A 21,513-nucleotide genomic window follows, 5' to 3' on the forward strand; every position below is an offset into this window, starting at 1 on the left:
CGGGCGGGCCGAGCATCGAGTCATGACCGATGCACCCGCTTCCACCACCACCCGTACCGCCCTCGTGACCGGAGCCTCCAGCGGCATCGGCGAGGCCATCGCCCGCGAGCTCGCCGCCGCGGGCGTGTTCGTCGCCGTGCACGGCCGCAACGCCGAGCGCACGACCGCCGTCGCCGCGTCCATCGAGGAGCAGGGCGGCCGCGCCGTGCCGTTGGTCGTCGACCTGTCCGCCGGGCCGGCCGAGGTCCGCGCATTCGCGACGGCCGCGACCGAGCAGCTCGGGGGCCACGTCGACGTCCTCGTGAACAACGCCGGCGTCTACCCCGGTGGACCGACGGAGTCCTTGTCCGATGACACCGTCGACGCCCTGCTCGCCACGAACATCCGCGCGCCGCACGTCCTGGTCGCCGCCCTCGCCCCGTCGATGGCCTCGCGCGGGTCCGGCGTCGTCGTGAACATCGGCTCGTGGATGGCCCGCGTCGGGGTGCCCTTCATGGCGCTGTACCCGGCGACGAAGGCCGCGGTGGAGCAGCTCACCCGTGCCTGGGCAGCGGAGTACGGGCACCGCGGCATCCGTGTCGTGACCGTGGCTCCGGGGGCGACGGCCACTCCGGGCAATGCTGACTCGGCGGACGTCCTCGCGGCGATGACGGCGGGGACGCCCGCGGGCCGGCCCGTGCAGCCGGTGGACATCGCGCGCGCTGTGCGGTGGGTGGTGTCGGACGAGGCGACCTTCGTCACCGGCGGCACCATCGACGTCGACGGTGGGATCGCGTCCACGCGGATGCGGTGACGTCGCTCACCCGCACAGGTCGGGTCGGCAGGATGGGGACATGCGCTTCGACGAGGTCCTCACTCGGTCCGACGGCCCAGCGATCGCCGCGGACGTCGCCGCACTCCGGACGCCCGGGCGGTACGTCCTCGAGGGCGTCCACCAAGATGGGAGCCGTCGGCACTGGCAGTTCCGCCTCGACATGGACGAGTCCCAGGAGCGGTGGACGCTCGATCGTTCCGACGGCCCGACGATGTGGTTCCGAGACGGCGTCCTCCACGACGCGGACGGCGACTTGGAGGACACCTTCGCGCACAGCACGGTCGCGGGCGCCGTAGTCCGCATGGCGCTCCCCGACCAGCTGCTCTGGTGGGGTCGCGGTCCCGAGAGCTTCTCCCCCGTCCTCGTCCAGCACATCGGCGAGCGATCCGTGCTCGTGACGTTCGAGCACCGAGCCGACCCGGCGTTCCGGACGACCCTCGTCGTCGACGAGCACGACGGCATCGCCCGGCGGCGGTTCGAGCTCGGCGAACTTACCCACGTGTTCAGCGCGCGGCGAGCCGATCCGGACGAGGTCCTGCCGCCGGCGCGGTTCGAGCCGTTGACGGACTGGATCCGCCCGGTCTACTGAGCGTCCGACCCGCCCGGCGCGCTGAAGACCGCCAGCACAGAGCGAAGCACAGACCCGGACGGCATCGGCTCCAGGCGCACCCGCCCGTCATCGAGGGCGTCGCGCCGGAACCACCCGGCGGCACCCGCAGCGATGACGTCCAGCCCGTACGGCGTCCGGTCTCCCCACACGCGCAGGCGGACCCAGACGGGCTCGCGCCACAAGCGATCTGCCACGAAGCCGGAGATCGGCGCGGCACCGTCGGGCATGCCGACCGAGGCGATCCGTGCGTCGACGACCTCCGCCGGCAGGACGATTTCGTCGTCGCTGGCGATCGCCCAGGCCGGCGAGATACGCGCCCAGGCGAGCAGGTGCCCGACGGCACGACCCGCGGGCACCACGTCGTACTGCGCGAAGGTGTCGGCGCGCAGTCGGTCGTCGACCAGGTCGACGACGTTGCCTCGTGCGCGCACCAGCGCGGTGTCACCACCGAGCCACATGCTCCAATCGACCGAGCGGCCAGCATGGTCCGCCGCAGCTCCGTACCGGTAGCCGGGTCGTTCGAGCAGGTTGGCGATCCGCTGCCCGTCGCCGGCGAGCGCACCGAGCGCACCGGTGAGACCGGCCTCGGCGAGTTCGACGCCCTCGGGCGACCGGCGCTTGCCTCGCGAGATGATGCCCCTTCCCCGCAGCGTCCACAGGTGCTGGAGCGCCCCGTCGCTGAGCATCCAGCGGCCCACCGCGCGGGGCTGGGCGAGGACGACACCGTCGAGGGCCTCGAGTGTCGTGCCGATCCGGTCCGATGCGCCCGGATCGATCCGTGGCGACGCCGGCATGCTGTCGTCCGGGGCGTCGGATCCGTCAGCGGGACGGTCCGACGGTTCGTCGCCGTCTGCCCCGGCGTCGGCGATCGATGCGGCTGCCAGCACACTCCGGAAGAACGGGACGAAGTCGATGAACTCCTCGACCGCGCAGCTGCCGGTGACGTGCACCTGGTATCGACCGATCACGGCGATCCACTGGCGCACGAGCACCGTGGTGCGCTCGGCCTCGTAGCCCCACTCGACCGTCCGGGACGGTACGCCGAGCACGTCGTCGAGGTCGTTCGGCTCGACCGCGAACACCTGTGCGCGAGGCTGCAGCGCGAGGATCGACGCGATCGCGTTCGACGACACCACGTCGAGGGGCCCGTCGGCGAGCGCCGTGGTCAGCACGATGTTGGGCCGGAACCTCGCATCGGGGACCTCGGGCGCGGCAAGGACGACGACGTTGTCGGACGACTCGATCCGCTCCCAGTTCGACGGCAGTGGCAGACTCAGCGGTCCGACCTCGGTCGGGGCGCTCACCGTTCACGCTCCACGCGGTACCAGCGGGGCTGAAGGCGCCGCGGAACGCCGGACAGCAGGATCCACAGGCCGAGCGCACCGGTCACAGCGGCGACGACCGCGAACACGAAGGAGAACCCGAAGACCGGCGTTCGGATGAAGCTCGCCGCGAGTCCCATCGACAGCACTGCGAGTCCCAACCAGAACCAGCCGAAGACGACGTTCTGGTGGAGCCGACCGATCCACGAACGCCAGACGCCGGCGTAGGCCAGCGCTCCGAGGCCGCCGAACACGAGCCCGATGGCGAACAGCACGACAACGAACCCGAGCGGGGTCATCCGAACACCTTCTTCCACGTGTCTCGCACCCATCGCTGGGCCTCGGACCCATCGTAGAAGTTCTCCTTGCCCCAGGTGCCGAGGGCTTCGCCCGCTTCGCCGCCCGCCCAGCCTCCGGCAGCACCGCCGACGACCCCGCCCACGGCTCCTCCGAGGGCGCCGACGCCGATCGTCCCGATCACCGGCAGGACGAGCGTGCCGCCGCCCGCGCCCACTGCCGCACCGGCAGCAGCACCCACCGAGGCGCCGACGGACGCGCCGAGGGCTCCGAGGAGGACCGACGATCCGCCGACGATGACGACGTTCTCGAGGCTGCTCTCGATGCGCTGCGATGTGGACCACTCGGGGTGCTCCTGCTCGTCATCGACCCACTGCTCCTGGCCTGCGGAGTACAGGGTGAGCGCGGTACCCGCGATACCGAGCGCCTTGCCGAGGTGCTTGGCCCAGGTCGGCAGTGCCCCGCGTGACACATCCGGATCATCGACGAACGTGCCGTGGCTCGATGTCGGTCCCGTGAGCTGCAGCTCAGGCGGTGTCGGCGGATGTGGCGAGAGGATTCCACTCGGGGTCTTCCAGTACTTCACACCGTTGTGCATCTCGTCCCACATCGGGATCGTGAGCTGCACGTTGATCGACGATTCCGGCACGATGTGGATGCGCCGCCACCGCTCGAGCGCGCCTTCGGCGAGGGACGATCCGACACCGACACCGGTGCCGACGACACCAGAGCCGCCGACGACGTCGACGAAGGACTGGACGGCGGTCTTGCTGTACTTCTCGAGCCGGCCGAGTGCGTCGGCGCAGTCCTGATCGGCCTGCTGCGCGTTCGCGTTGAAGGTCGCGATGAGCTCTCGGACGTGACTCGACGACGTCGCGGGATCAGGGCCGGGGGTCGGGGACGGCGTGGGTTCCCCACTGTTGGTCTCGGGCTGCTGCGCTGATTGCCGCTCCGCCTCGTTGGAAGCGGCGATGTCCGTGAGGATCGAGGTCCGTCGGGTCTGCAGCCCGGACACCGTCGACGCGTAGGTCTGCAACGCCGTCGCCGCGAAGTCCGCGTTCTGCTTGATCATCTCGGCGATGAGCGCAGGGTTGTCCATCGCGCCGATCACGATGTCGCGTTCGGGCGTCTGGTAGACGTCGGCGGCGGCGAGTCCCTTCCACTCGGTCGACACCGCCTCGACCCGCGAGACGACGTGTGATCCGAAGGTCCCGAGCGCGGTGGCCGCCGATTCGAGTGCAGCAGGGTCGGGCAGTTCCTGCAGGTCGCTCGTGGAGATCACTGCGGGATGCCGTTCTCGTAAGTCGCCGCCATCTGCTCGTCGCCGGCCTCGTAGGCGCCGATCGCTTGTCGCGTGGCACTGATCGCCTGCTCGATGTGCTGCTGCGCGGCGAGCAGGTCGATCTCGAACGGGTTCGACTGGATCGACGCGAGCTTCGCCGCGGTCGAGGGCCCGTGTCCGCCGAGCGCCGCGAGGGCGTCGCTCAAGGCCGACACGAGGTCCGTCTCGAGGGTCGGGAACTCCTGGGTCTCCCCTTCGGCCTTGTCGATGGCGCCGCGCGCGGGCCCCGGGTCGATCCGCCAACCATCAGTCACGTTCTGCTCCCCCTGTCGTGATGCCCGTCCACGATAACGAGTCTGGCGCGCGCGGGCGAGTTCCCGTCGCTCACCGCTGGTCGAGCACGTCGCGGTACCAGCGAGGTGTCATCCACCGAGGCACTCCGAGCACGAAGAGGAGGACCGACATGACGATGAGGACGAACGCGAGAACGATGGCCACCGCTGTCACGACGAACAGCCTGGTCTCCAGCAGCGCGGCGAACGTCGCCAGGAGCATCCCGCCGAGGCCAAGGAACAGCGTCGGGAAGACCCGGTCCGCACTCCACGCTCGCTTGTGCACCCAGGTTCGCCAGCGGCCGAGGTAGGCAAGGCCGCCGACCACGGTGAAGCCCGCGGAGACTGCAGCGATCCCCGTGATCATCGAGAGGACACCGTCCACGTCACTCCCCCGTCTTGCAACGCCGATGTCCTCCATCGTACGGTCGATCGGCAGGAGTCCGTCGTCGAACGGGACGAGTCGAACGGAGGCCGTGTGATCTGGACCATCGGCGCGGCCCTGATGCTCGTCGGCCTGCTCGGCTACACCGGCCTCTGGCGTTCCTGGGCGAAGGGCGGCCTGTCCTACAAGGTCTTCGGCCTCTTCTGGTTCGGTCTCGGCATCATCCTCGTGAGCATCGTCCTCGCCCTTCCGACACCGAGCTGGGTGTTCTGGATCCCGGCGACGATCGCGCTCCTCGGAGCCTGTTCGGTCTGGTGGCTCCCGGCGGCGCTGACCCCGCGCTGGTTCCGCGCCTTGCCGGACAGCGACCGCTGACGAGCCGCCCGGGCTGACGCAGAACGACTTCTCCGACGTCGGACGACATCGGAACCGCCGTTCCGAGTCGGCCCCACCCACGCACCAACGCACCATCCACCGGACTGGAGGCACGGCACCTGCCCGCACCGCGCCTCCAGTCCCAGGACGGGCCCGTCTGCCATCCGACGCCCGTCCTGGTCAGCGCCCCGCGTCCGCCCCCTCCGGCGACGCGCCCGGCTGGCGCCGGACGCGGAGCACCCGCGCCGTCGGCGTCGCCCCGCCGTGGTCGACGTGCAGCACCCCCGCCGCCGTGTCCCACGAGACGTCCCACGCCCCGAGCTCCGTCGGGAACAGCGGCGACACCGTGACCGACTGACCGAAGAACCCCGGCAGCTGCAACGACACCGCCGACGGAGCCCCCGGCATTGCCCACACCGACAGGTACAGGTCGCCCGACGCAGCGCGCAGCCCGAGCGCGATCCAGGCGTCCTCCCACCCGGGCAGCCCGAGCGGCCACACCGGCAGCGCGGTGTCGACCACGTCGAGGACCTCACGGTGCGCGGCGATCGCGGACCCGACGACCTCCCGCTGCGCACCGGACATCGAACTGAGGTACCCCGACAGGTACATCCGCCCGAGCACCCCGTTCACCAGCGACAGCGTGAACAGGTCGTCCGACATCGACGGCGCCGGGTAGGCCCAGTTCCCCGCCTGCTCCGGCAGCATCGCAGCGGGAGCAGCAGCGGCGATCGACGCGTACAGCACCGGGTCCTGCTGGTCCGAGGTGGACTGCAGGTGCAACCGGGACAGCATGGCGGCGTCGGCCCGCATCGCCCCCGAGGCGCAGTTCTCGATGAGCAGCGCCGGGTACCGGGCCTGCACGTCGTCGAGCCAGTCGAGCAGGGCACGCGAGTGCTCGAGCGACCCCGAGAAGGGCCCGGTCATCGTGTTGTAGTCCATCTTGAAGAACGTCACGCCGAGGGAACCGACGAGCCGGTCGACGACGGCGTCGAGGTGCGCCCGGGCCTCCGGCGAGCGCAGGTCGAGCAGGTGCCGCCCGTGCTCCGCGACCCGCACGCCGCGGTGGTGCACGAAGGCGGTCGACGGCAGCGACGACGCGAGCGGCGAGTGGATCCCGATGACCTCGGGCTCGAGCCAGAGTCCCGCCTGCATGCCCCGCGACCGGATGTGGCCGATGACGAACTCGAGCCCGGTCGGGAACCGCGACGCCGCCGGCTCCCACGCCCCGACGGTGTCCCACCAGTGCCCCTCGGCGTACCAGCCGGCGTCGATGCAGAACAGGTCGGCCCCGGCGTCTGCTGCCGCGTCGATGAGCGGCAGGAGCTTCTCGGTCGTCGGGTCCCCCATGAGGGTGTTCATGTAGTCGTTGAACACCAGCGGCATCGAGGCGTCGACGGGCCGCAGCGACCGCCGTGCCCGCCGCTGCGCCGTGAGCACCTCGAACGCCTCACCCACCGACGACGCGATCCCGACCGACACCGGCACCGACACGAACGGCCGGTCCGGCGCGACGACGGTGGTCCACTGGTGTTCCTGGTCGGTCGGTCCGCTCAGCAGCAGGTACGCGTGCCGACGGGTCTCCCCCAGCTCGTACAGCCACGGGCCGTTGTGCTCGACCTGCCAGACGAGCGCGTACGAGGCACCGTCCAGCACGCCGATCGGCAGCGCCTCACCGGTCGACCACGAGCCCCGGTTCTGCACGACGGCGCGGCTGCGGGGTGGGTGGTGCTGGGCCTCGCGGTCGATGCGCGCGAGCCCGATGTCCCGCAGCGGATCGGTCCGCCACCGGCTCTCCGCCGCCCAGTCGTTGTCGGCGTGCAGCAGCGACAGCTCGTCGACGGTCACGCCCGAGTCCGTCAGGAACGCCCCGGTCGCGAACGACGACACGAAGTCGACGACGTGCTCGCCGCGCTCCGCGCGCACCTCGGTCCACGTCTGGAACGCCGGCACGCCGGCTTCCGCCCGGAAGACGGACTCGGCCTGGAGGCCCGTGGCCGCGTCCTCCTGCAGGATGCGGAACCACAGGTCGGTCCCGTCCTCGTGCACGTGGTGCGACACGGGGCGCAGTCGCGCCCCGATCGTGGAGTCGACGTGCCGGAACCCACCGGGGAACCGACCGTGCCCGACGGTCGTCAGCTCGACGAGCGGCTGCGGATCGGCGGGCCCGTCGGCGAGCGCCCCTCCGGCCGGCACGACGGACACGATCGCCGCGGGCTGGTCGTCGCCGACCCGGAAGCGCGCCGAGAACCCGGGCGTGGTCCAGTCGACGAACTCCCCGGTCACCGTGCCCCGACCGGAGCCGGTTCGCTCGACACCCACGCACCGATGCCGTGGTCGTAGCAGGTGGTGTTGTCGATCGTCGAGCGGTCGAGCGCCGGCCCGGAGGTCACCCGGCGGTCGGTGCGCTCCGGGTCGGGTGCGGCCTCGGCGAGCAACCGCGTGTAGTCGTGCTGCGGGTTGAGGATGACGTCGTCCGAGGGCCCGCGCTCGACGACCCGGCCGCGGTACAGCACCAGGATCTCGTCCGAGAAGTGCCGAGCGGTGGCGAGGTCGTGCGTGATGTAGAGCACCGCGAGGTGGTCCTCGCGCTGGAGCCGTCCCATCAGGTTGAGCACGCTGAGCCGGATCGACACGTCGAGCATCGACACGGGCTCGTCGGCGACGAGCACCTGCGCGCCGGGTGCGAGGGCGCGGGCGATCGCGACGCGCTGCCGCTGCCCGCCGGAGAGCTCGTGCGGCCGGCGCGAGGCGAAGTCCTCGTCGAGGTTGACCCGGCCGAGCAGTTCCCGGACCTTCTCGGCGGTCTCCTCGGCACCGCGCGCACGGTGGTGCAACTGGAGCGGCCGGGCGATGTGGTGCTCGATGGAGTGGAACGGGTTGAGCGACGCGAACGGGTCCTGGAACACCATCTGCACGTGCCGCCGGTACATGCTGCCGACGACGGGGGTGCCGTCCTCCAGCCGGACGTCGATCGAGCCGCGCGTGGTGCTCTCGAGCTTCGCGAGCATCCGGGCGATCGTGGACTTGCCCGACCCGGACTCCCCGACGAGCGCGACGGTACGGCCGGGCAGCAGCTCGAACGACACGTCGTCGACGGCACGGAGGGTGGTGCGGCGGAGGCCCTTCCGGGTGTGGAAGTCCTTGCCGAGGTGGCTGACGGTCACACTGGTCACGACGCGACCTCCTCATCGATGCCGGAACGGATGAACCCGCCACGGGCCCCGGACAGGCTCGGGAACGACTGCAGCAGCCGGCGGGTGTAGGGGTGCTGCGGGTCGTGCTGGATCGCGTCGGCGGTGGCGCACTCGACGACCTCACCGCGGAGCATGATCGCGATCCGGTCGCTGATCTCGAGCAGCAGGGGCAGGTCGTGCGTGATGAACACGACCGCGAAGCCGAGCTCGTCGCGCAGCCGGACGATCTCGCGCAGGATCTCCCGCTGCACGACGACGTCGAGCGCGGTGGTCGGTTCGTCCATGATCATGACCTGGGGTTCGAGCAGCATCGCCATCGCGATCATCACGCGCTGCCGCATGCCGCCGGACAACTCGTGCGGGTACGCCGTGATGCGTGACGGGTCGACCCCGACCCGGCGGAGGGCGTCCTCGGCGATCGCCCGACGCTCCTTGCGGCCCATGCCGCGGCGGTGCTCGACGAGGGCGTCGTCGAGCTGCGCCCGGATCGTGGTGACCGGGTTGAGCGCGTTCATCGCCCCCTGGAACACCATCGACAGCTTCGACCAGCGGACGGCGCGGAGCTGCTCGTCGCCGAGGCCGAGCAGGTCGACGTCGCTGCCGTCCCGGTCGTGGAAGGTGATGCTGCCGGACGCGACCTTCGCCGGCGGCTTGTGCAACCGGGTGATGGCGTAGGCGAGGGTGGTCTTGCCGCAGCCGGACTCCCCCGCGAGCCCGAGGATCTCGCCGGGTGCGAGCGTCAGCGAGACGTCCTTGACGGCGTGCACCGGGTTCTCGGTCTCGTAGACGACGTCGAGGTGGTCGATGGTGAGGACGGCGTCCCGGGTCATCGGGTGACCCCCTTCCGGTCGGTGGCGGTCTCGGGGAGGCGAGTCGTGCCTCCAGTCCGGGCGGCGCGACGCGCACGACGTTCGCGCCGTCGCTGCGCCCGCACGTTCGCGAGTCGCGGGTTGATGACCTCGTCGATGGAGAAGTTGACGAGGGAGAGCCCCATGCCGAGCAGCGCGATGAGGAGCCCCGGCGGGACGAACCACCACCAGGCGCCCTGGGCGAGCGCGAAGCCGTTCTGCGCGTAGAAGAGCATCGTGCCGAGGGTGGACGAGTTCGAGGCGCCGAGGCCGAGGAAGGACAGGCCGGCCTCGCCGAGGATCGCGGCGATGACGGCGAACACGAACTGCGACGCGAGCACCGGCAGCAGATTCGGCAGGATCTCGACCGCGATGACCCGCCAGGGCCGTTCGCCGGCGACCCGGGCGGCGGAGACGTAGTCGCGGTTCCGGATCGACATCGTCTGCGCCCGGAGGACCCGGGCGGACCCGGCCCACGACGTGATCGCGAGGACGATGGCGATGGTCCAGAGCCCGCGTGCCTCCTGCGGGACGAGGCCCGAGATGACGATGACGAGCGGCAGGCCCGGGATCACCAGGAAGACGTTCGAGAAGAGCGAGAACGCCTCGTCCATGATCCCGCCGAGGTACGCGCCGAGGATGCCGAAGAACGCGGACAGCACCGTGGCGAGCACGCCGACGATGAGGCCGATCTGCAGGCTGCCGCGGGTGGCGTAGGCGAGTTGGGCGAGGACGTCCTGCCCGGTCTGCGTCGTGCCGAGCAGGTTGTCGGCGCTCGGCGGCTGCATGCCCGAGTCACGGATGGTGGTCGGGTCGCCGACGAGGAACGGGCCGAGCAGCCCGAACAGCGCGACGCCGACGATGAGCACGATGCCCGTGACGAGCCACGGGGTGAGCGTGGGGAGGAACCGGCGGATGCCGCCCTTCGGTCGGGGCGCACGGGCGGTCGCGATGCCCCGGGTCGTGCCGGCGTCCGCTTCCTCGGTGAGCGCACCGATGGTGGGTTCGGTCTCCTGTTGGATGTTGGTCATGGTCGTGTCCTCCTAGCTCCGGGCCCGGGTGCGCGGGTCGATGAGCCCGTAGAGCAGGTCGACGACGAGGTTCGCGCCGAGGACCGCCAGGGTGATGAACAGGAAGATGCCCTGCATGAGCGCGTAGTCGTTGTTCGTCACCGCGGACAGGAGCTTCGAGCCGATGCCCGGGTACGAGAACACCTGTTCGGTGACGACGGAACCGGACACGATGAACCCGAGGGAGATCGCGAACCCGGCGACCGACGGCAGCACGGCGTTGCGGGCGGCGTAGTTGCGGAGGACCTTGCCGTGCGGCAGGCCCTTCGCCATCGCCGTGGTGATGTAGTCCTCCGACAGGGTGGACACCATCATGTTCCGCATGCCGAGCAACCACCCGCCCAGGGAGGCGAGCACGATCGTGGCGGCGGGGAGCACCCCGTACTTGAGCGCCGACATGAGGAACTCGCCGTTGAACCCCGGTGTGAGGGTGACGTCGTAGCCGCCCTGCGCCGGGAACAGGTGGATCCCGGTGGCGAAGAAGTACACGAGGATGAGCGCGAGCCAGAAGTACGGCACCGCGGCGAGCAGGGTGGTGGCCGGCACGAACGAGTCGAGCCAGGTGCCCGGCCGCCAGCCGACGAAGGCGCCGAGGGCGACCCCGATGACGGCGGCGAGCACGGTGGCGATGCCGACGAGGGCGATCGTCCACGGCAGGGAGCTCCCGATGACCTCGGTCACGGGTGCCGGGAAGTAGCTCACCGACACCCCGAGGTCACCGCGGAACACGTTGCCCAGGTACTGGCCGTACTGGGCGAGGATCGGTTCCGAGGTGTTGCCACCGAGGAGCAGCTCGTACGCCTGCCGGGTCGCCGGGGTCACCTGTCCGCCGCGCTGCTGGAGCTTGGCGAGCAGGATGTCCACCGGGTTCCCGGGCAGGAGCCTGGGGATGATGAAGTTCAGCGTCAACGCCGCCCAGAGGGCCACGATGTAGAAGCCGATCTTTCGCAGGAAGTAGTGCATACGAGCGCTCCTCGGTCGCAGTCCGCCGTCAGCCCTTGGCGGGCTTGAGCGCCTTGAAGATCTCGGCGTTGTCCGGGCTCGCCCAGACCGCCGGGAACGCGTACAGGTCGTCCTTCGTCGGCCAGCCGGTGAACTTCGCCGCGTGGAACTCGCTCGTCGTGCCACCGGTCATGATCGGGATGTACGGCATGTCCTCGACGACGTGCTGCTGGATGACGTCGAGTTCGGGCTGCGTCGCGGCGGTGTCCTCGGGGTTGATCGTCGCGAGCTTCGTGAGCGCGGCGTCGACCTCGGGGTTGCTGTACCGGGCGATGTTCATCGGGGCTGCTTCGCCGACCTTGGCGGTGTTCGCGGTCGAGAAGTAGTTGTTGTACAGGTAGTACGGGTTCGCGGTCGGGCCCTGGCCCAGCGAGTCGATCGCGAGCTGGTACGTGCCCTTGGTCTTCTTGTCGGTCCACTCGTTCCACGACGACTGCTGCGCCTTGAGCTCGATGCCCGCGGCCTTGAGCTGCTGCGTCATCGTGTCGATCGCGGTGATGTAGTCGGTCCAGCCCGTGACGACCTCGACCGTCAAGGACAGCTTCTTGCCGTCCTTGGCGTAGATGCCGTCGGCGCCCTTCGTGTAGCCGGCGCCCTCGAGCGAGGCGGCGGCGGCCTTGGTGTCGGCACCGTCCGGCAGCACGGCCGGCGAGATGTCCTTCGAGATGGTGTCCTTCTGCGTCGTGGTGAGCGCGAAGGTCGGCGAGATCTCGCTGGCCGTGTTCGAGAACGCGAGCGAGTTGAGCTGCTTGCGGTTGATGGCGTCGGCGATCGCGTGGCGGACGGCCGGGTCGGTCTGCGGCCCGGTGCAGCCCATCGCGGTCGACGAGCAGGTCAGCAGCGCCATCTGGTTCTGGCCGACGGTGATGCCGTCGTAGCCCTGGTAGTGCGCGGGGATGTCGTCCATGTTCGGGACCGGGCCGGTCTGCCAGTCGATCGAGCCCTGCGACAGGGCGTCGGCGCCGGCGGTGTTGCCGGACAGCGACAGGTAGCGGATGGTCTTCACGGCCGGGGCGCCGTCCCAGTACTTCTCGTTCGCCTCGAGGGTGAACGCCTGCGCCTTGAAGTTCCCGAGCGTGTACGGCCCGGTGCCGACCGGCTTCCGGACGACGTCGGTCGTCGGGTCGATGTCCTTCCACAGGTGCTCGGGCACGATCCAGGTCTTGCCGAGCAGGTTCGGGCCGAGCACGAACGACGGCTTGGCGAAGGTCACGACGACCTTGCTGTCGCCCTCGGCCTTCGCGGTGCCGTCGTAGCCGATCGAGTTGAGGGCCTTCTGCTTCTTGAGCATGTCGAGCGTGAACACGACGTCCTTCGAGGTGAAGGGCTTGCCGTCGCTCCAGGTGGCGCCGTCGCGCAGGGTGATCGTCAGCTGCGTGCCGTCACCGTTCCACTCGTACGACTTGCCGAGGAGCGGCTTCGGGTCGTTCGTGTTCACGTTCGTGATGAAGAAGAGCGACTCGTAGATCGTCCCGACGCCGCCGATGTTGGACGGCGACCACGGGTTGAAGTTGATCTGGTAGTCGCCGGACTGTCCGGTGTAGGCGATGAGGGTCGAGTCCGAGGCGCCGGTGCTGGCGGTGCCGCTGGAGCTGCAGCCGCTCAGCGCGAGGCCGGCGGCGAGGAGAACGGCGGCGCCGATGGCGAGCCGTGAACGGGTTGGGTTGAACATCGTTGTCCTCTCGGTCTGCGTCGTCGCAGGATCCACGTTGTGAGCGTGATTGTTACACGCCTAAACTAAGTCGGTCAAGGGGTCGGGTCACGACCCCGCGGACGGACCCCGACGATGAGGAGACGCGATGGAGCGGACCACCCTGGACGGCACGTGGACGGTCGAGGTGGTGACCGGGCCGGGGGAATCCGAACGGCACCGCGACCCGATCGAGGCGGTGGTCCCCGGCTGCGTGCACACCGACCTGCTCCGGGCGGGGCGGATCCCCAACCCGTTCGACGGCGACGCCGAGGCCGCGACGCAGTGGATCGGCGACACCGTCTGGCGCTACCGCCGCACCTTCGAGTGGAGCGCCCCGGACGAGACCCGCCACGACCTCGTCGCCGACGGACTCGACACCCTCGCCACCATCGAGGTGAACGGCATCGTCGTCGCGACGACCGCGAACCAGCACCGCTCGTACCGCTTCCCGGTCGGGCACCTGCTCCGGCCGGGCACGAACGAGGTCGTCGTCACCTTCGACGCCCCGGTCCCCGCCGCCGAGCGCCTGTCCGCCCTGCACGGCGGCGAGCTCCCCCACGTCAACCACCACCCGTACAACGCGCTCCGGAAGAACGCGTCGAACTTCGGGTGGGACTGGGGCATCGACGTCGCCACGAGCGGAATCTGGCGGTCGATCGGCATCGAGTCGTGGAGCGGCGTCCGCATCGCGGCCGTCCGTCCCCTCGTCGACGTGGACGGCACCACCGGCGTCCTCACGGCGCACGTCGACGTCGAGCACGCCGGTTCCACCGGCGCCTTCGCGCAGGCCATCGGCAGCGCGCCCGTCACGTCCGCGGGTGGTGACGGCACGGTCGGACTGGAGGCGCGGATCACCGTGGCCCCGCACCGCGCGTCCGCAGCGTCGGCCGGTTCCGGCACCGTGCCTCCAGGCCGCGCAGCGTCTCGACCGGTGGTCGACGGCTCGGCGACCGTGCGTCTGGAGGTGCCCGACGTCGCGGTCTGGTGGCCGCGCGGCGAGGGCGACCAGCCGCTGTACGACGTCCGCGTCGCGGTCGGCGACGACGTCTGGACCGGCCGCGTCGGCTTCCGCACCGTGACCCTGGACACCGCGGCCGACGCCGGCGGCGCGCCGTTCCTGCTCCGGGTGAACGACCGCCCGGTGATCGTCCGCGGGGCCAACTGGATCCCGGACCACGCGTTCCTGACCGAGATGACGCCGGAACGGTACGCGGCGCGGATCGACGACGCCGTCGAGGCGAACGTGAACCTGCTCCGGATCTGGGGCGGCGGGATCTACGAGTCCAAGGACCTGTACGACCGGTGCGACGAGCTCGGGATCCTGGTGTGGCAGGACTTCCTGTTCGCGTGCGCCGCCTACGCCGAGGAGCCCTGGCTCGCCGACGAGGTCGAACCCGAGGTCCGCGAGGCCGTCACGCGCCTCAGCCCGCACCCGTCGCTCGTGGTGTGGAACGGGAACAACGAGAACCTCGTGGCCTACGCCGAGTGGGGCTGGCGGCCGTCGCTCGTCGGCCGGACCTGGGGCAACGGGTACTACCGGTCGCTGCTGCCCTCCATCGTCGCGGAGCTCGACCCGACCCGGCCGTACACACCGGGCAGCCCGTTCTCGTTCGACGAGTACCTGACACCGAACGACGAGCGCAACGGGAGCGTGCACATCTGGGACGTCTGGAACCGGCTGGACTACCGCGCCTACGCCGACTGGCAGCCGCGGTTCGTCGCCGAGTTCGGGTTCCAGGGGCCGCCCGCGTGGTCGACGCTCACCGCCGTGGTGCACGACGAGCCGCTCGACCCGGACGGCCACGAGATGCTCGTGCACCAGAAGGCCGACCAGGGCAACCGGAAGCTGGCCGACGGGATGCGCGGGCACCTGCCGACGCCCGCTCCGGGCTCGGCGTGGCGCATCGAGGACTGGCACTTCGCCGCGCAGCTCAACCAGGCGCACGCGATCCGGTTCGGGATGGAGTGGTTCCGCTCCCGGACGCCGGACAACACCGGGATGATCGTGTGGCAGCTCAACGACGACTGGCCGGTGGTGTCCTGGGCGCTCGTCGACCACGCTGGCATCCGGAAGCCGGTCTGGTACGCGGTGCGGCACGCGTACCAGCCGGTGCTGCTGACCGTGCAGCGCGGGTCGTCCGGTGCGGCGTCGTCGGCTGGCGCGCTCGACGTCGTCCTCGTGAACGCCTCGGGTGCGCCCGTGTCCGACGAGGTCACGGTGTCCCGCGTCGCGTTCGACGGCACCGTCCTCGAGTCGTCGTCGTTCCCGCTCGCCGCCGGCCCGGCCGACGCCGCGCGGGTGTCGCTGCCGGAGGCCCTGGCGGTCCCGGGCGACGCCGCGTCCGAGGTGCTCGTCGTCACCGGTGCCGGCACCCGCACGGTGTTCGACCCCGCCGAGGTCGTCGACCAGGTGTTCGCACCGTCCCCGCTCGTGGCGTCGGTGGAGTCCACCGCGGACGGCGCCCGGGTGACCGTCACGGCGACGTCCTACGCCCGGGACGTGTCGCTGTTCCCGGACCGGGTCGACGCCCGGGCGCGGGTGGACGAGGGGCTCGTGTCGTTGCTCGCCGGGGAGTCGGTGGTGTTCACGGTGACGGGCGCTCCCGGCATCGACACCGCGGCGCTCGCGGGCCCGCTCGTGCTCCGGCACGCAGGCCAGCTGCGCGCCTGAGTCCGGGCGGCCGGGCGCGCGACCGGGTCAGGGTCGCGCGCCCGGCCCGCCTGTTCAGGCGATCGCCTGGACCTCGAGCACGAGGGCCGTCCCGGGTGCGAGTGCGAGCATCCGGACGCCGACGTCCTCGAGCACGGCGCCGGAGAGCTCCAGGCTCCCCCGCTCGAGCCACGGCGTCCGGGTCACGTCGACGCCCTTCGGCACCCGCAGCCCGGTGACCGGCGCGATCCGGTAGCGCCGCGCCCGGTCGAGCCCCCGCAGTCGGAGCGGCACGGCGAGCGACCGCGGACCGGTGACGATCCGAGCGACCCGTACGAGCGCACGGTCCCGGTCCGCCCCGACCACCAGCGTGGCGTCGAGCCCGGGGTCCCCCAGGTCCAGGTGGTGCACCCGTCCGGAGTGCAGCAGCCCGCGCTCCCGCTTGTACAGCGCGGTCCACTCCCGCAGCCGGTCGAGCTCTGCGGGGCTGCACCGCGTGACGTCGGTCTCGATGCCGGCGCTGCCGAACAGCGACACCGCCATCCGGAAGTCCAGGTCCAGGTGCCGTCCGGTGGTGTGGGAGACCTCCGGTCCGACGTGCGAGCCGATGAGTTCGAGCGGCAGCAGGAGCTCCGTCCAGCGCTGGATCGGCAGGCGTTCCATCGCGTCGTTCGAGTCGGAGGCCCACACCCGGTCGGTGCGCTCGAGCACGCCGAGGTCCACGCGGGCGCCGCCGGAGGCGCACGCCTCGATCTCGAGCCACGGGTGCCGTCGGCGCAGCTCGTCCATCACGGCGTACACGCCCCGGGTGTGGGCGTCGAGGCCGACCCGGCCCGCGTGCACGGTCTGCACGACGTCGCGGTTCTGGTCCCACTTCACGAAGTCGACGTGGTGCTCCCCGATCACCGCCGACATCCGGTCGAGCACGTGCTCCCGGACGTCCGCGCGGGCGAAGTCGAGCACGTACTGGTGCCGCCAGGTCCGGGTCTCCTCGGGTGCCTGCAGGAACCAGTCCGGGTGCTCGACCGCGAGGGCGGACACCGGGCTGACCATCTCCGGCTCGAACCACAGTCCGAACTCCATGCCGTGGGACCGCACACCGGCGACGAGCGGGCCGAGGCCGTCCGGCCAGACCTCGGCGTCGACGGTCCAGTCGCCGAGCGCGGTGGTGTCGGAGCGGCGGCCGGTGAACCAGCCGTCGTCGAGGACGAACCGTTCGACCCCGACGTCGGCGGCGACCCGCGCCAGGGCGAGGAGCGGCTCGAGCTCCTGCCGGAAGTAGACGGCCTCCCACGTGTTGAGCACGACCGGACGCGGGGTCCGCGGGTGCCCGGGCCGGGCGCGGAGGGAATCGTGCGACCGCGCCGCCAGCCCGTCGAGCCCCGCGTCGCTCCACACGAACACGGTGTCCGGCGCGGTGAACGTCTCGCCGGGCGCGAGCACGATCTCGCCCGCGCGCAGGAGTTCCCCGGCGCCGAGCACCGGCCGGGCCTCGGCGAGCCGGTCGTACCGGTGCACGGAGTCCGCGCTCCACGCCGGATGCACTGCCCAGAGCTCGCCGGTGGTGTCGTCGAAGCCCGCGGTGCCGAGCACCGTGAGCGTCGGGGCGTCGTGCCCGGTCCGGCCCCGGCGGCTCTCCCGCACGTGCACGCCGTCCGTCATCACCCGACGCTGCGGGGTGCGCTCGCGCGTCCACCGTCCGGCCAGGTCGAGGACCTCCGCCGCACGCTCCCCCACGGGCAGCACCGCCTCGAGCGCCTGCACCTCGACGGTCCCGGCGCCGGTGTTCGTCAGCGCGTGCCGGACGCGCAGGACCCCGGCGTCGTCGAGCACGTACGCGCTGTGCAGCGACACGTCGTCCGACACCGCGTCGACCGTCAGGACCCGGTCGTCGGCAGCGACGACGACGTCCCGCCAGACGGGCACGAGCGGACGCCCGTCGACCTGTCCGGCGAGGGCCGGCCGGCCCTCCCACCCGTCGTGTTCGGTCGGCAGCACGGTCAGCGGCCACGCGGCGTCGAACGCGCTCGGCGACACCGCCCGTGCGAGCGCCAGGACGAGGTCGTCGGCGTCCTCGGGCACCACGTCACCGACGTCGCGACCCCAGTGCAGCACCTCGGGCAGTCCGTCGATGCGGGCGGCGACCACCACGCTCGTCCCCGCGGCACGCAGCACGTGCACCCGCACGGCGGCGGCGGGCACCACGGTGGTCACCTCGTCGCCGTCCAGCACGGTCATGCCGTCGCCGCCTCGAGCAGGACGCGGACGCCGCCGGCGGGCACGACGGTCTCCGGGCCGTGCCCGGAGCCGTCGAGCAGGTCGGTCCCGGCGGCCGACAGGGTGACGTCGTCGGGGCGGTGGTTCAGGAGGAACAGGATCCCGGTGCCGTCCTGCCGGACGCGACGCACCGCCTCCAGGCCTGGAGGCGCGGTGACGGTCCGCGCGATCGCTCGCTCCTCGACGATCCGGTCCGCGATCCGCTGCACGCCGTCCGCGTCGAGCATCGCCGAGACGTACCAGGCGCCGCCGCCGGCGGCGCGGCGCGTGACCGCCGGCCGGCCCGCGAGCGGGCCGTCGACGTGGCGGAGGACGACCTCGGCGTCCTCGACGACGAGGTCCTCGGCCCAGTCGGTGACGACGGTACCGTCGTCGAGCAGGACCCGGTCGTCGCGCTGCAGCGGGGTGAACTCCTCGGCCCACACGCCGAGCACGTCGCGGAACGCCCCCGGGTAGCCGCCGGTGCGGACGCGGGCGGTCTCGTCGACGATCCCGGAGGCGTAGGTGACGAGGAGCGTGGCGCCCCGGTCGACCACGGCGCTGATGCGCGCGGCGGCCGCGTCGTCGACGACGAAGAGCGTCGGGAGGACGACCACGTCGTACCCGGAGAGGTCGGCGTCGATCGGCACCACGTCTGTGAGGACCTGGCGGCGCCAGAACGCGGTGTGCCAGGCGCGGAGTTCGTGGCCGTAGCGGAGCCGCCGGTGCGGCTTCAGCCCGGACTGCAGCGCCCAGCCGGACGGCTCGTCCACGACGATCGCGACGCGCGCGGGTTCGACGGGGGCGCCCTTGGCGGGGCCGAGCGCGCGGAGGGCCCGACCCAGGGCACAGACCTCGCGCCAGACCCGGCTGCGGGTTCCGGCGTGCGGCAGCATCGCGGAGTGGAACTGCTCGGCGCCGGCGGTGGACGCGCGCCACTGGAAGAAGAGGGCGCCGTCGGAACCGCGGGCGACGTGCGCGAGCGAGTTCCGCAGGATCTCGCCGGGCTCCTTCGCACGGTTCCGCTGCTGCCAGCTCGGGCCGCCGGTCGAGTGCTCCATGAGCAGCCACGGGGTGCGGTCCCGCGTGATCCCGCGCATCCGGTCGGCCGAGGCGGCGAGGTCCTCGGCGCGGTCGGGGTCGTCGACGAGCGTGTAGTGGTCGTTCGCCGGGATCGCGACGTGCTTCGCCCACTCGGCGTAGTCGACGACCTGCGAGCCGGCGCCGACCATGAAGTTCGTGGTGACGGGCGCCTCGGAGTGCTGCTCGATCACGGCGCGCTCGGCCTCGTAGTGGGCGAGCAGCGCGTCCGACGAGTACCGCTCGAAGTCCAGGGCGAGGCCGGGGTTCGGCGCGCCGCCGACGCCGCGCGGCGGGGAGACCTCGTCGAAGGACGTGTAGGTGTGGCCCCAGAAGGCGGTGCCCCACGCGGCGTTCGCGGCGTCGACGGTCTGGTACTTCGCGCCGAGCCACCGCCGGAAGTCCGCCGCCGACACCTCGCAGTGGCAGCGCCCGTTGCCGCCGCCGAGCTCGTTGCTGACGTGCCAGAGCCGCACGGCCGGGTGCTGCCCGTAGCGCGCGGCGATCGCCTCGACGATCCGGAGCGCGTGCTCGCGGAACACCGGCGACGCCGGGCACCAGCCGAGCCGGCCACCCGGGCGTTCGCGGCGCTCGGTCGCGTCCACGGGCAGGACCTCCGGGTGCGCCGTGAGCAGCCAGTTCGGGGGCGCGGCGGTCGGGGTCGCGAGGTCGACCGCGATGCCGTTCTCGTGCAGCAGGTCGAGGACCTCGTCGAGCCACTCCCACGTGTACTCCCCCGGGGCACGCTCGAGCAGCCCCCAGGAGAACACCCCGACCGTGACGAGGTTCACGCCGGCCTCGCGCATGAGCCGGACGTCCTCGTGCCAGACCTCGCGGGGCCACTGCTCGGGGCTGTAGTCACCGCCGAACGACAAGTCCTCGGTGGGCCAGGGCACGGAACGGGCAGGGGTCACGACATCTCCTTCGACGGTGGACCCGAACAGCTTCCCGCCCGTCGGAGGCGTTTGTCAACTTGCGTAACTAAGTCGCTCGTGCCTCGTGGCTCAGAACCGCAGGAGTCTCCGCACGGCCAGGACGGCGGCCGCCCGGGCCCATTCCGAGAACTCGAACGGCTGCACGACCACCGTGACCGCGGGTTCGTAGGGACGGAGCCCCTTCCGGAACGCCGCGTCGACCTCGGCACGGGCGATGTCGTACACGGGCAGGCCGTCCCCGGTCAGGACGATCGACTCCGGGTCCACCAGCGTCACCACGGTGGACAGGAGGACCCCGAGAGCTGTGCCGGCGTCCCGGAAGGCCTCGAGTGCGGCTTCGTCCCCTGCGCGGGCGAGGTCCACGACGGCGCCGTACGACGTGTCGTCGTGCCCGGCGTTCCGCGCGATGATCGAGCTCGGGAGGTACCCGGAGACGCAGCCCTCGTGCCCGACACCGCAGTCCGGTCCCCCGCCGTACACCGGCAGGTGCCCGACCCGACCGAATCGACCGTGGGCGCCCTCGGAGACCTCGCCGTTCGTAACGAGGCCGAAACCCACACCGGCACCCACCGTGACGAGGGCCATCGAGCCCACGCCGGCGCCGGCACCGATCCAGTGCTCCTTGGCCGTCAGGGCGTCGACGTCGTTCACCGTGAACGTCGTCAGGCCGGTCCGCGCCTCGAGCATGGAGGACAGGGGGACGTCGCGCCACCCGAGGAACTGCGACACCTCGACCACGGTCACACCGTCACGCGTCACGACGTCACCCGGGACCGAGACACCGAGGGAGGAGATCGCCGGCGATGCCGCACGGAGCCGCTCGGTCACCTCCGCCACCTGCTGCACCAGTGCATCGGGGGAAGGGTCCCGCAGCGTCTCCTCGTGCAGGGCCAGGACCCGTCCCGCGAGGTCCGTCACCGCGGCGTACAGCCGGTCCTGGGTGAGCTTCACCCCGAGGAACTCCCACACGCCCTCACTCGTCCGGAGCAGCTCCGACGGACGGCCCGTGGCTCCGCGGACGTCCGTGCCGACCTCGATGACGAAGCCGTGCTCCTGGAGCGTCCGGACCGCCCGCGTGAGGCTCGCCCGCGACAACCCGAGCGCACGCGCGATCTCGGCACGGGAGAGCACCCCGTGCACGAGGATCTCGCGCAATGCCGCCCGCGTGGCATCGGTCAACACCGGCCAGGTGGCTGCACGGTCGAGCTGGTTGGTCACCGGGTGATCCTATTGCCAGACCCCCGGGAACGCAGGGAACCCCTGACCAGTACTGGTCAGGGGTTCCCTGGTCTTGCAACGTTGAGTCCGGCGGCGTCCTACTCTCCCACAAGGTCCCCCTTGCAGTACCATCGGCGCTGAGAGGCT

Annotated in this window: 18 protein-coding genes; 4 read left to right on the forward strand and 14 right to left on the reverse strand. The window is 71.4% G+C overall.

Annotated elements, in window-relative coordinates; translation table 11 throughout:
• The first annotated feature begins 22 nt into the window (after positions 1-22).
• Complete coding sequence (locus FS532_RS04535) at positions 23-793, forward strand: SDR family NAD(P)-dependent oxidoreductase (protein WP_144750657.1); 771 nt, start codon at positions 23-25, stop codon at positions 791-793.
• Between the two features lie 40 nt (positions 794-833).
• Positions 834-1,403 (forward strand): hypothetical protein, encoded by a 570-nt coding sequence (locus tag FS532_RS04540; protein ID WP_144750659.1) that lies wholly within the window; start codon positions 834-836, stop codon positions 1,401-1,403.
• Here the strand turns inward: FS532_RS04540 and FS532_RS04545 are convergent.
• The 5 genes from FS532_RS04545 to FS532_RS04565 form a co-directional block, all read right to left on the reverse strand.
• Complete coding sequence (locus FS532_RS04545) at positions 1,397-2,728, reverse strand: hypothetical protein (protein ID WP_144750661.1); 1,332 nt, start codon at positions 2,726-2,728, stop codon at positions 1,397-1,399. The genes FS532_RS04540 and FS532_RS04545 overlap by 7 nt on opposite strands.
• A complete protein-coding gene (locus FS532_RS04550; protein WP_144750663.1) occupies positions 2,725-3,045 on the reverse strand; it encodes a hypothetical protein in 321 nt (106 codons plus the stop codon). Before FS532_RS04550 ends, FS532_RS04545 begins: the two co-directional genes overlap by 4 nt.
• Positions 3,042-4,325 (reverse strand): cellulose biosynthesis cyclic di-GMP-binding regulatory protein BcsB, encoded by a 1,284-nt coding sequence (locus FS532_RS04555; RefSeq protein WP_144750665.1) that lies wholly within the window; start codon positions 4,323-4,325, stop codon positions 3,042-3,044. Before FS532_RS04555 ends, FS532_RS04550 begins: the two co-directional genes overlap by 4 nt.
• On the reverse strand, positions 4,322-4,639 hold the full coding sequence (locus tag FS532_RS04560) for a hypothetical protein (RefSeq protein WP_144750667.1): 318 nt from the start codon (positions 4,637-4,639) through the stop codon (positions 4,322-4,324). Before FS532_RS04560 ends, FS532_RS04555 begins: the two co-directional genes overlap by 4 nt.
• Before the next feature lie 70 nt (positions 4,640-4,709).
• The gene (locus FS532_RS04565; protein ID WP_144750669.1) at positions 4,710-5,042 is read right to left on the reverse strand and encodes a hypothetical protein; all 333 of its coding nucleotides are present in this window, start codon (positions 5,040-5,042) and stop codon (positions 4,710-4,712) included.
• A gap of 93 nt (positions 5,043-5,135) precedes the next feature.
• On the opposite strand from FS532_RS04565, the gene FS532_RS04570 reads away from it, so the two are divergent.
• Positions 5,136-5,417 (forward strand): hypothetical protein, encoded by a 282-nt coding sequence (locus FS532_RS04570; RefSeq protein ID WP_144750671.1) that lies wholly within the window; start codon positions 5,136-5,138, stop codon positions 5,415-5,417.
• Between the two features lie 180 nt (positions 5,418-5,597).
• On the opposite strand, the gene FS532_RS04575 is transcribed toward FS532_RS04570, so the two are convergent.
• From FS532_RS04575 to FS532_RS04595, 6 genes are read right to left on the reverse strand one after another with little or no spacing between them, the layout of a single operon-like run.
• The gene (locus tag FS532_RS04575) at positions 5,598-7,739 is read right to left on the reverse strand and encodes a glycoside hydrolase family 36 protein (protein ID WP_144750673.1); all 2,142 of its coding nucleotides are present in this window, start codon (positions 7,737-7,739) and stop codon (positions 5,598-5,600) included.
• Complete coding sequence (locus FS532_RS04580; RefSeq protein WP_144750675.1) at positions 7,700-8,593, reverse strand: ABC transporter ATP-binding protein; 894 nt, start codon at positions 8,591-8,593, stop codon at positions 7,700-7,702. The genes FS532_RS04575 and FS532_RS04580 overlap by 40 nt, the downstream gene beginning before the upstream one ends.
• Positions 8,590-9,444, reverse strand: coding sequence for an ABC transporter ATP-binding protein (locus FS532_RS18605; protein ID WP_079238720.1), 855 nt, complete (start codon positions 9,442-9,444; stop codon positions 8,590-8,592). The genes FS532_RS04580 and FS532_RS18605 overlap by 4 nt, the downstream gene beginning before the upstream one ends.
• Positions 9,441-10,493, reverse strand: a complete 1,053-nt coding sequence (locus FS532_RS18610; protein ID WP_186321907.1) for an ABC transporter permease — start codon at positions 10,491-10,493, stop codon at positions 9,441-9,443. The genes FS532_RS18605 and FS532_RS18610 overlap by 4 nt, the downstream gene beginning before the upstream one ends.
• A 12-nt stretch (positions 10,494-10,505) precedes the next feature.
• A complete protein-coding gene (locus FS532_RS04590) occupies positions 10,506-11,495 on the reverse strand; it encodes an ABC transporter permease (protein ID WP_079238718.1) in 990 nt (329 codons plus the stop codon).
• A 28-nt stretch (positions 11,496-11,523) separates the two neighbouring features.
• On the reverse strand, positions 11,524-13,206 hold the full coding sequence (locus tag FS532_RS04595; RefSeq protein ID WP_144750677.1) for an ABC transporter substrate-binding protein: 1,683 nt from the start codon (positions 13,204-13,206) through the stop codon (positions 11,524-11,526).
• Positions 13,207-13,333: 127 nt separating this feature from the next.
• Here FS532_RS04595 and FS532_RS04600 point away from each other — a divergent pair, with 127 nt between their 5' ends.
• Complete coding sequence (locus tag FS532_RS04600; RefSeq protein ID WP_144750679.1) at positions 13,334-15,898, forward strand: glycoside hydrolase family 2 protein; 2,565 nt, start codon at positions 13,334-13,336, stop codon at positions 15,896-15,898.
• Between the two features lie 54 nt (positions 15,899-15,952).
• Here FS532_RS04600 and FS532_RS04605 read toward each other — a convergent pair whose 3' ends face one another.
• The 3 genes from FS532_RS04605 to FS532_RS04615 all read right to left on the reverse strand — a co-directional run bounded on the left by FS532_RS04605 (position 15,953) and on the right by FS532_RS04615 (position 21,366).
• Entirely contained in the window at positions 15,953-18,115 is a 2,163-nt protein-coding gene (locus FS532_RS04605) for an alpha-galactosidase (protein WP_144750681.1), read from the reverse strand.
• On the reverse strand, positions 18,112-20,127 hold the full coding sequence (locus FS532_RS04610) for a beta-galactosidase (protein WP_260852551.1): 2,016 nt from the start codon (positions 20,125-20,127) through the stop codon (positions 18,112-18,114). Before FS532_RS04610 ends, FS532_RS04605 begins: the two co-directional genes overlap by 4 nt.
• Positions 20,128-20,217: 90 nt before the next feature.
• Positions 20,218-21,366, reverse strand: a complete 1,149-nt coding sequence (locus FS532_RS04615; RefSeq protein WP_144750683.1) for an ROK family transcriptional regulator — start codon at positions 21,364-21,366, stop codon at positions 20,218-20,220.
• Between the last annotated feature and the right edge of the window lie 147 nt (positions 21,367-21,513).

The organism is Curtobacterium pusillum (assembly GCF_007673235.1).
Taxonomy (GTDB): domain Bacteria; phylum Actinomycetota; class Actinomycetes; order Actinomycetales; family Microbacteriaceae; genus Curtobacterium; species Curtobacterium pusillum_C.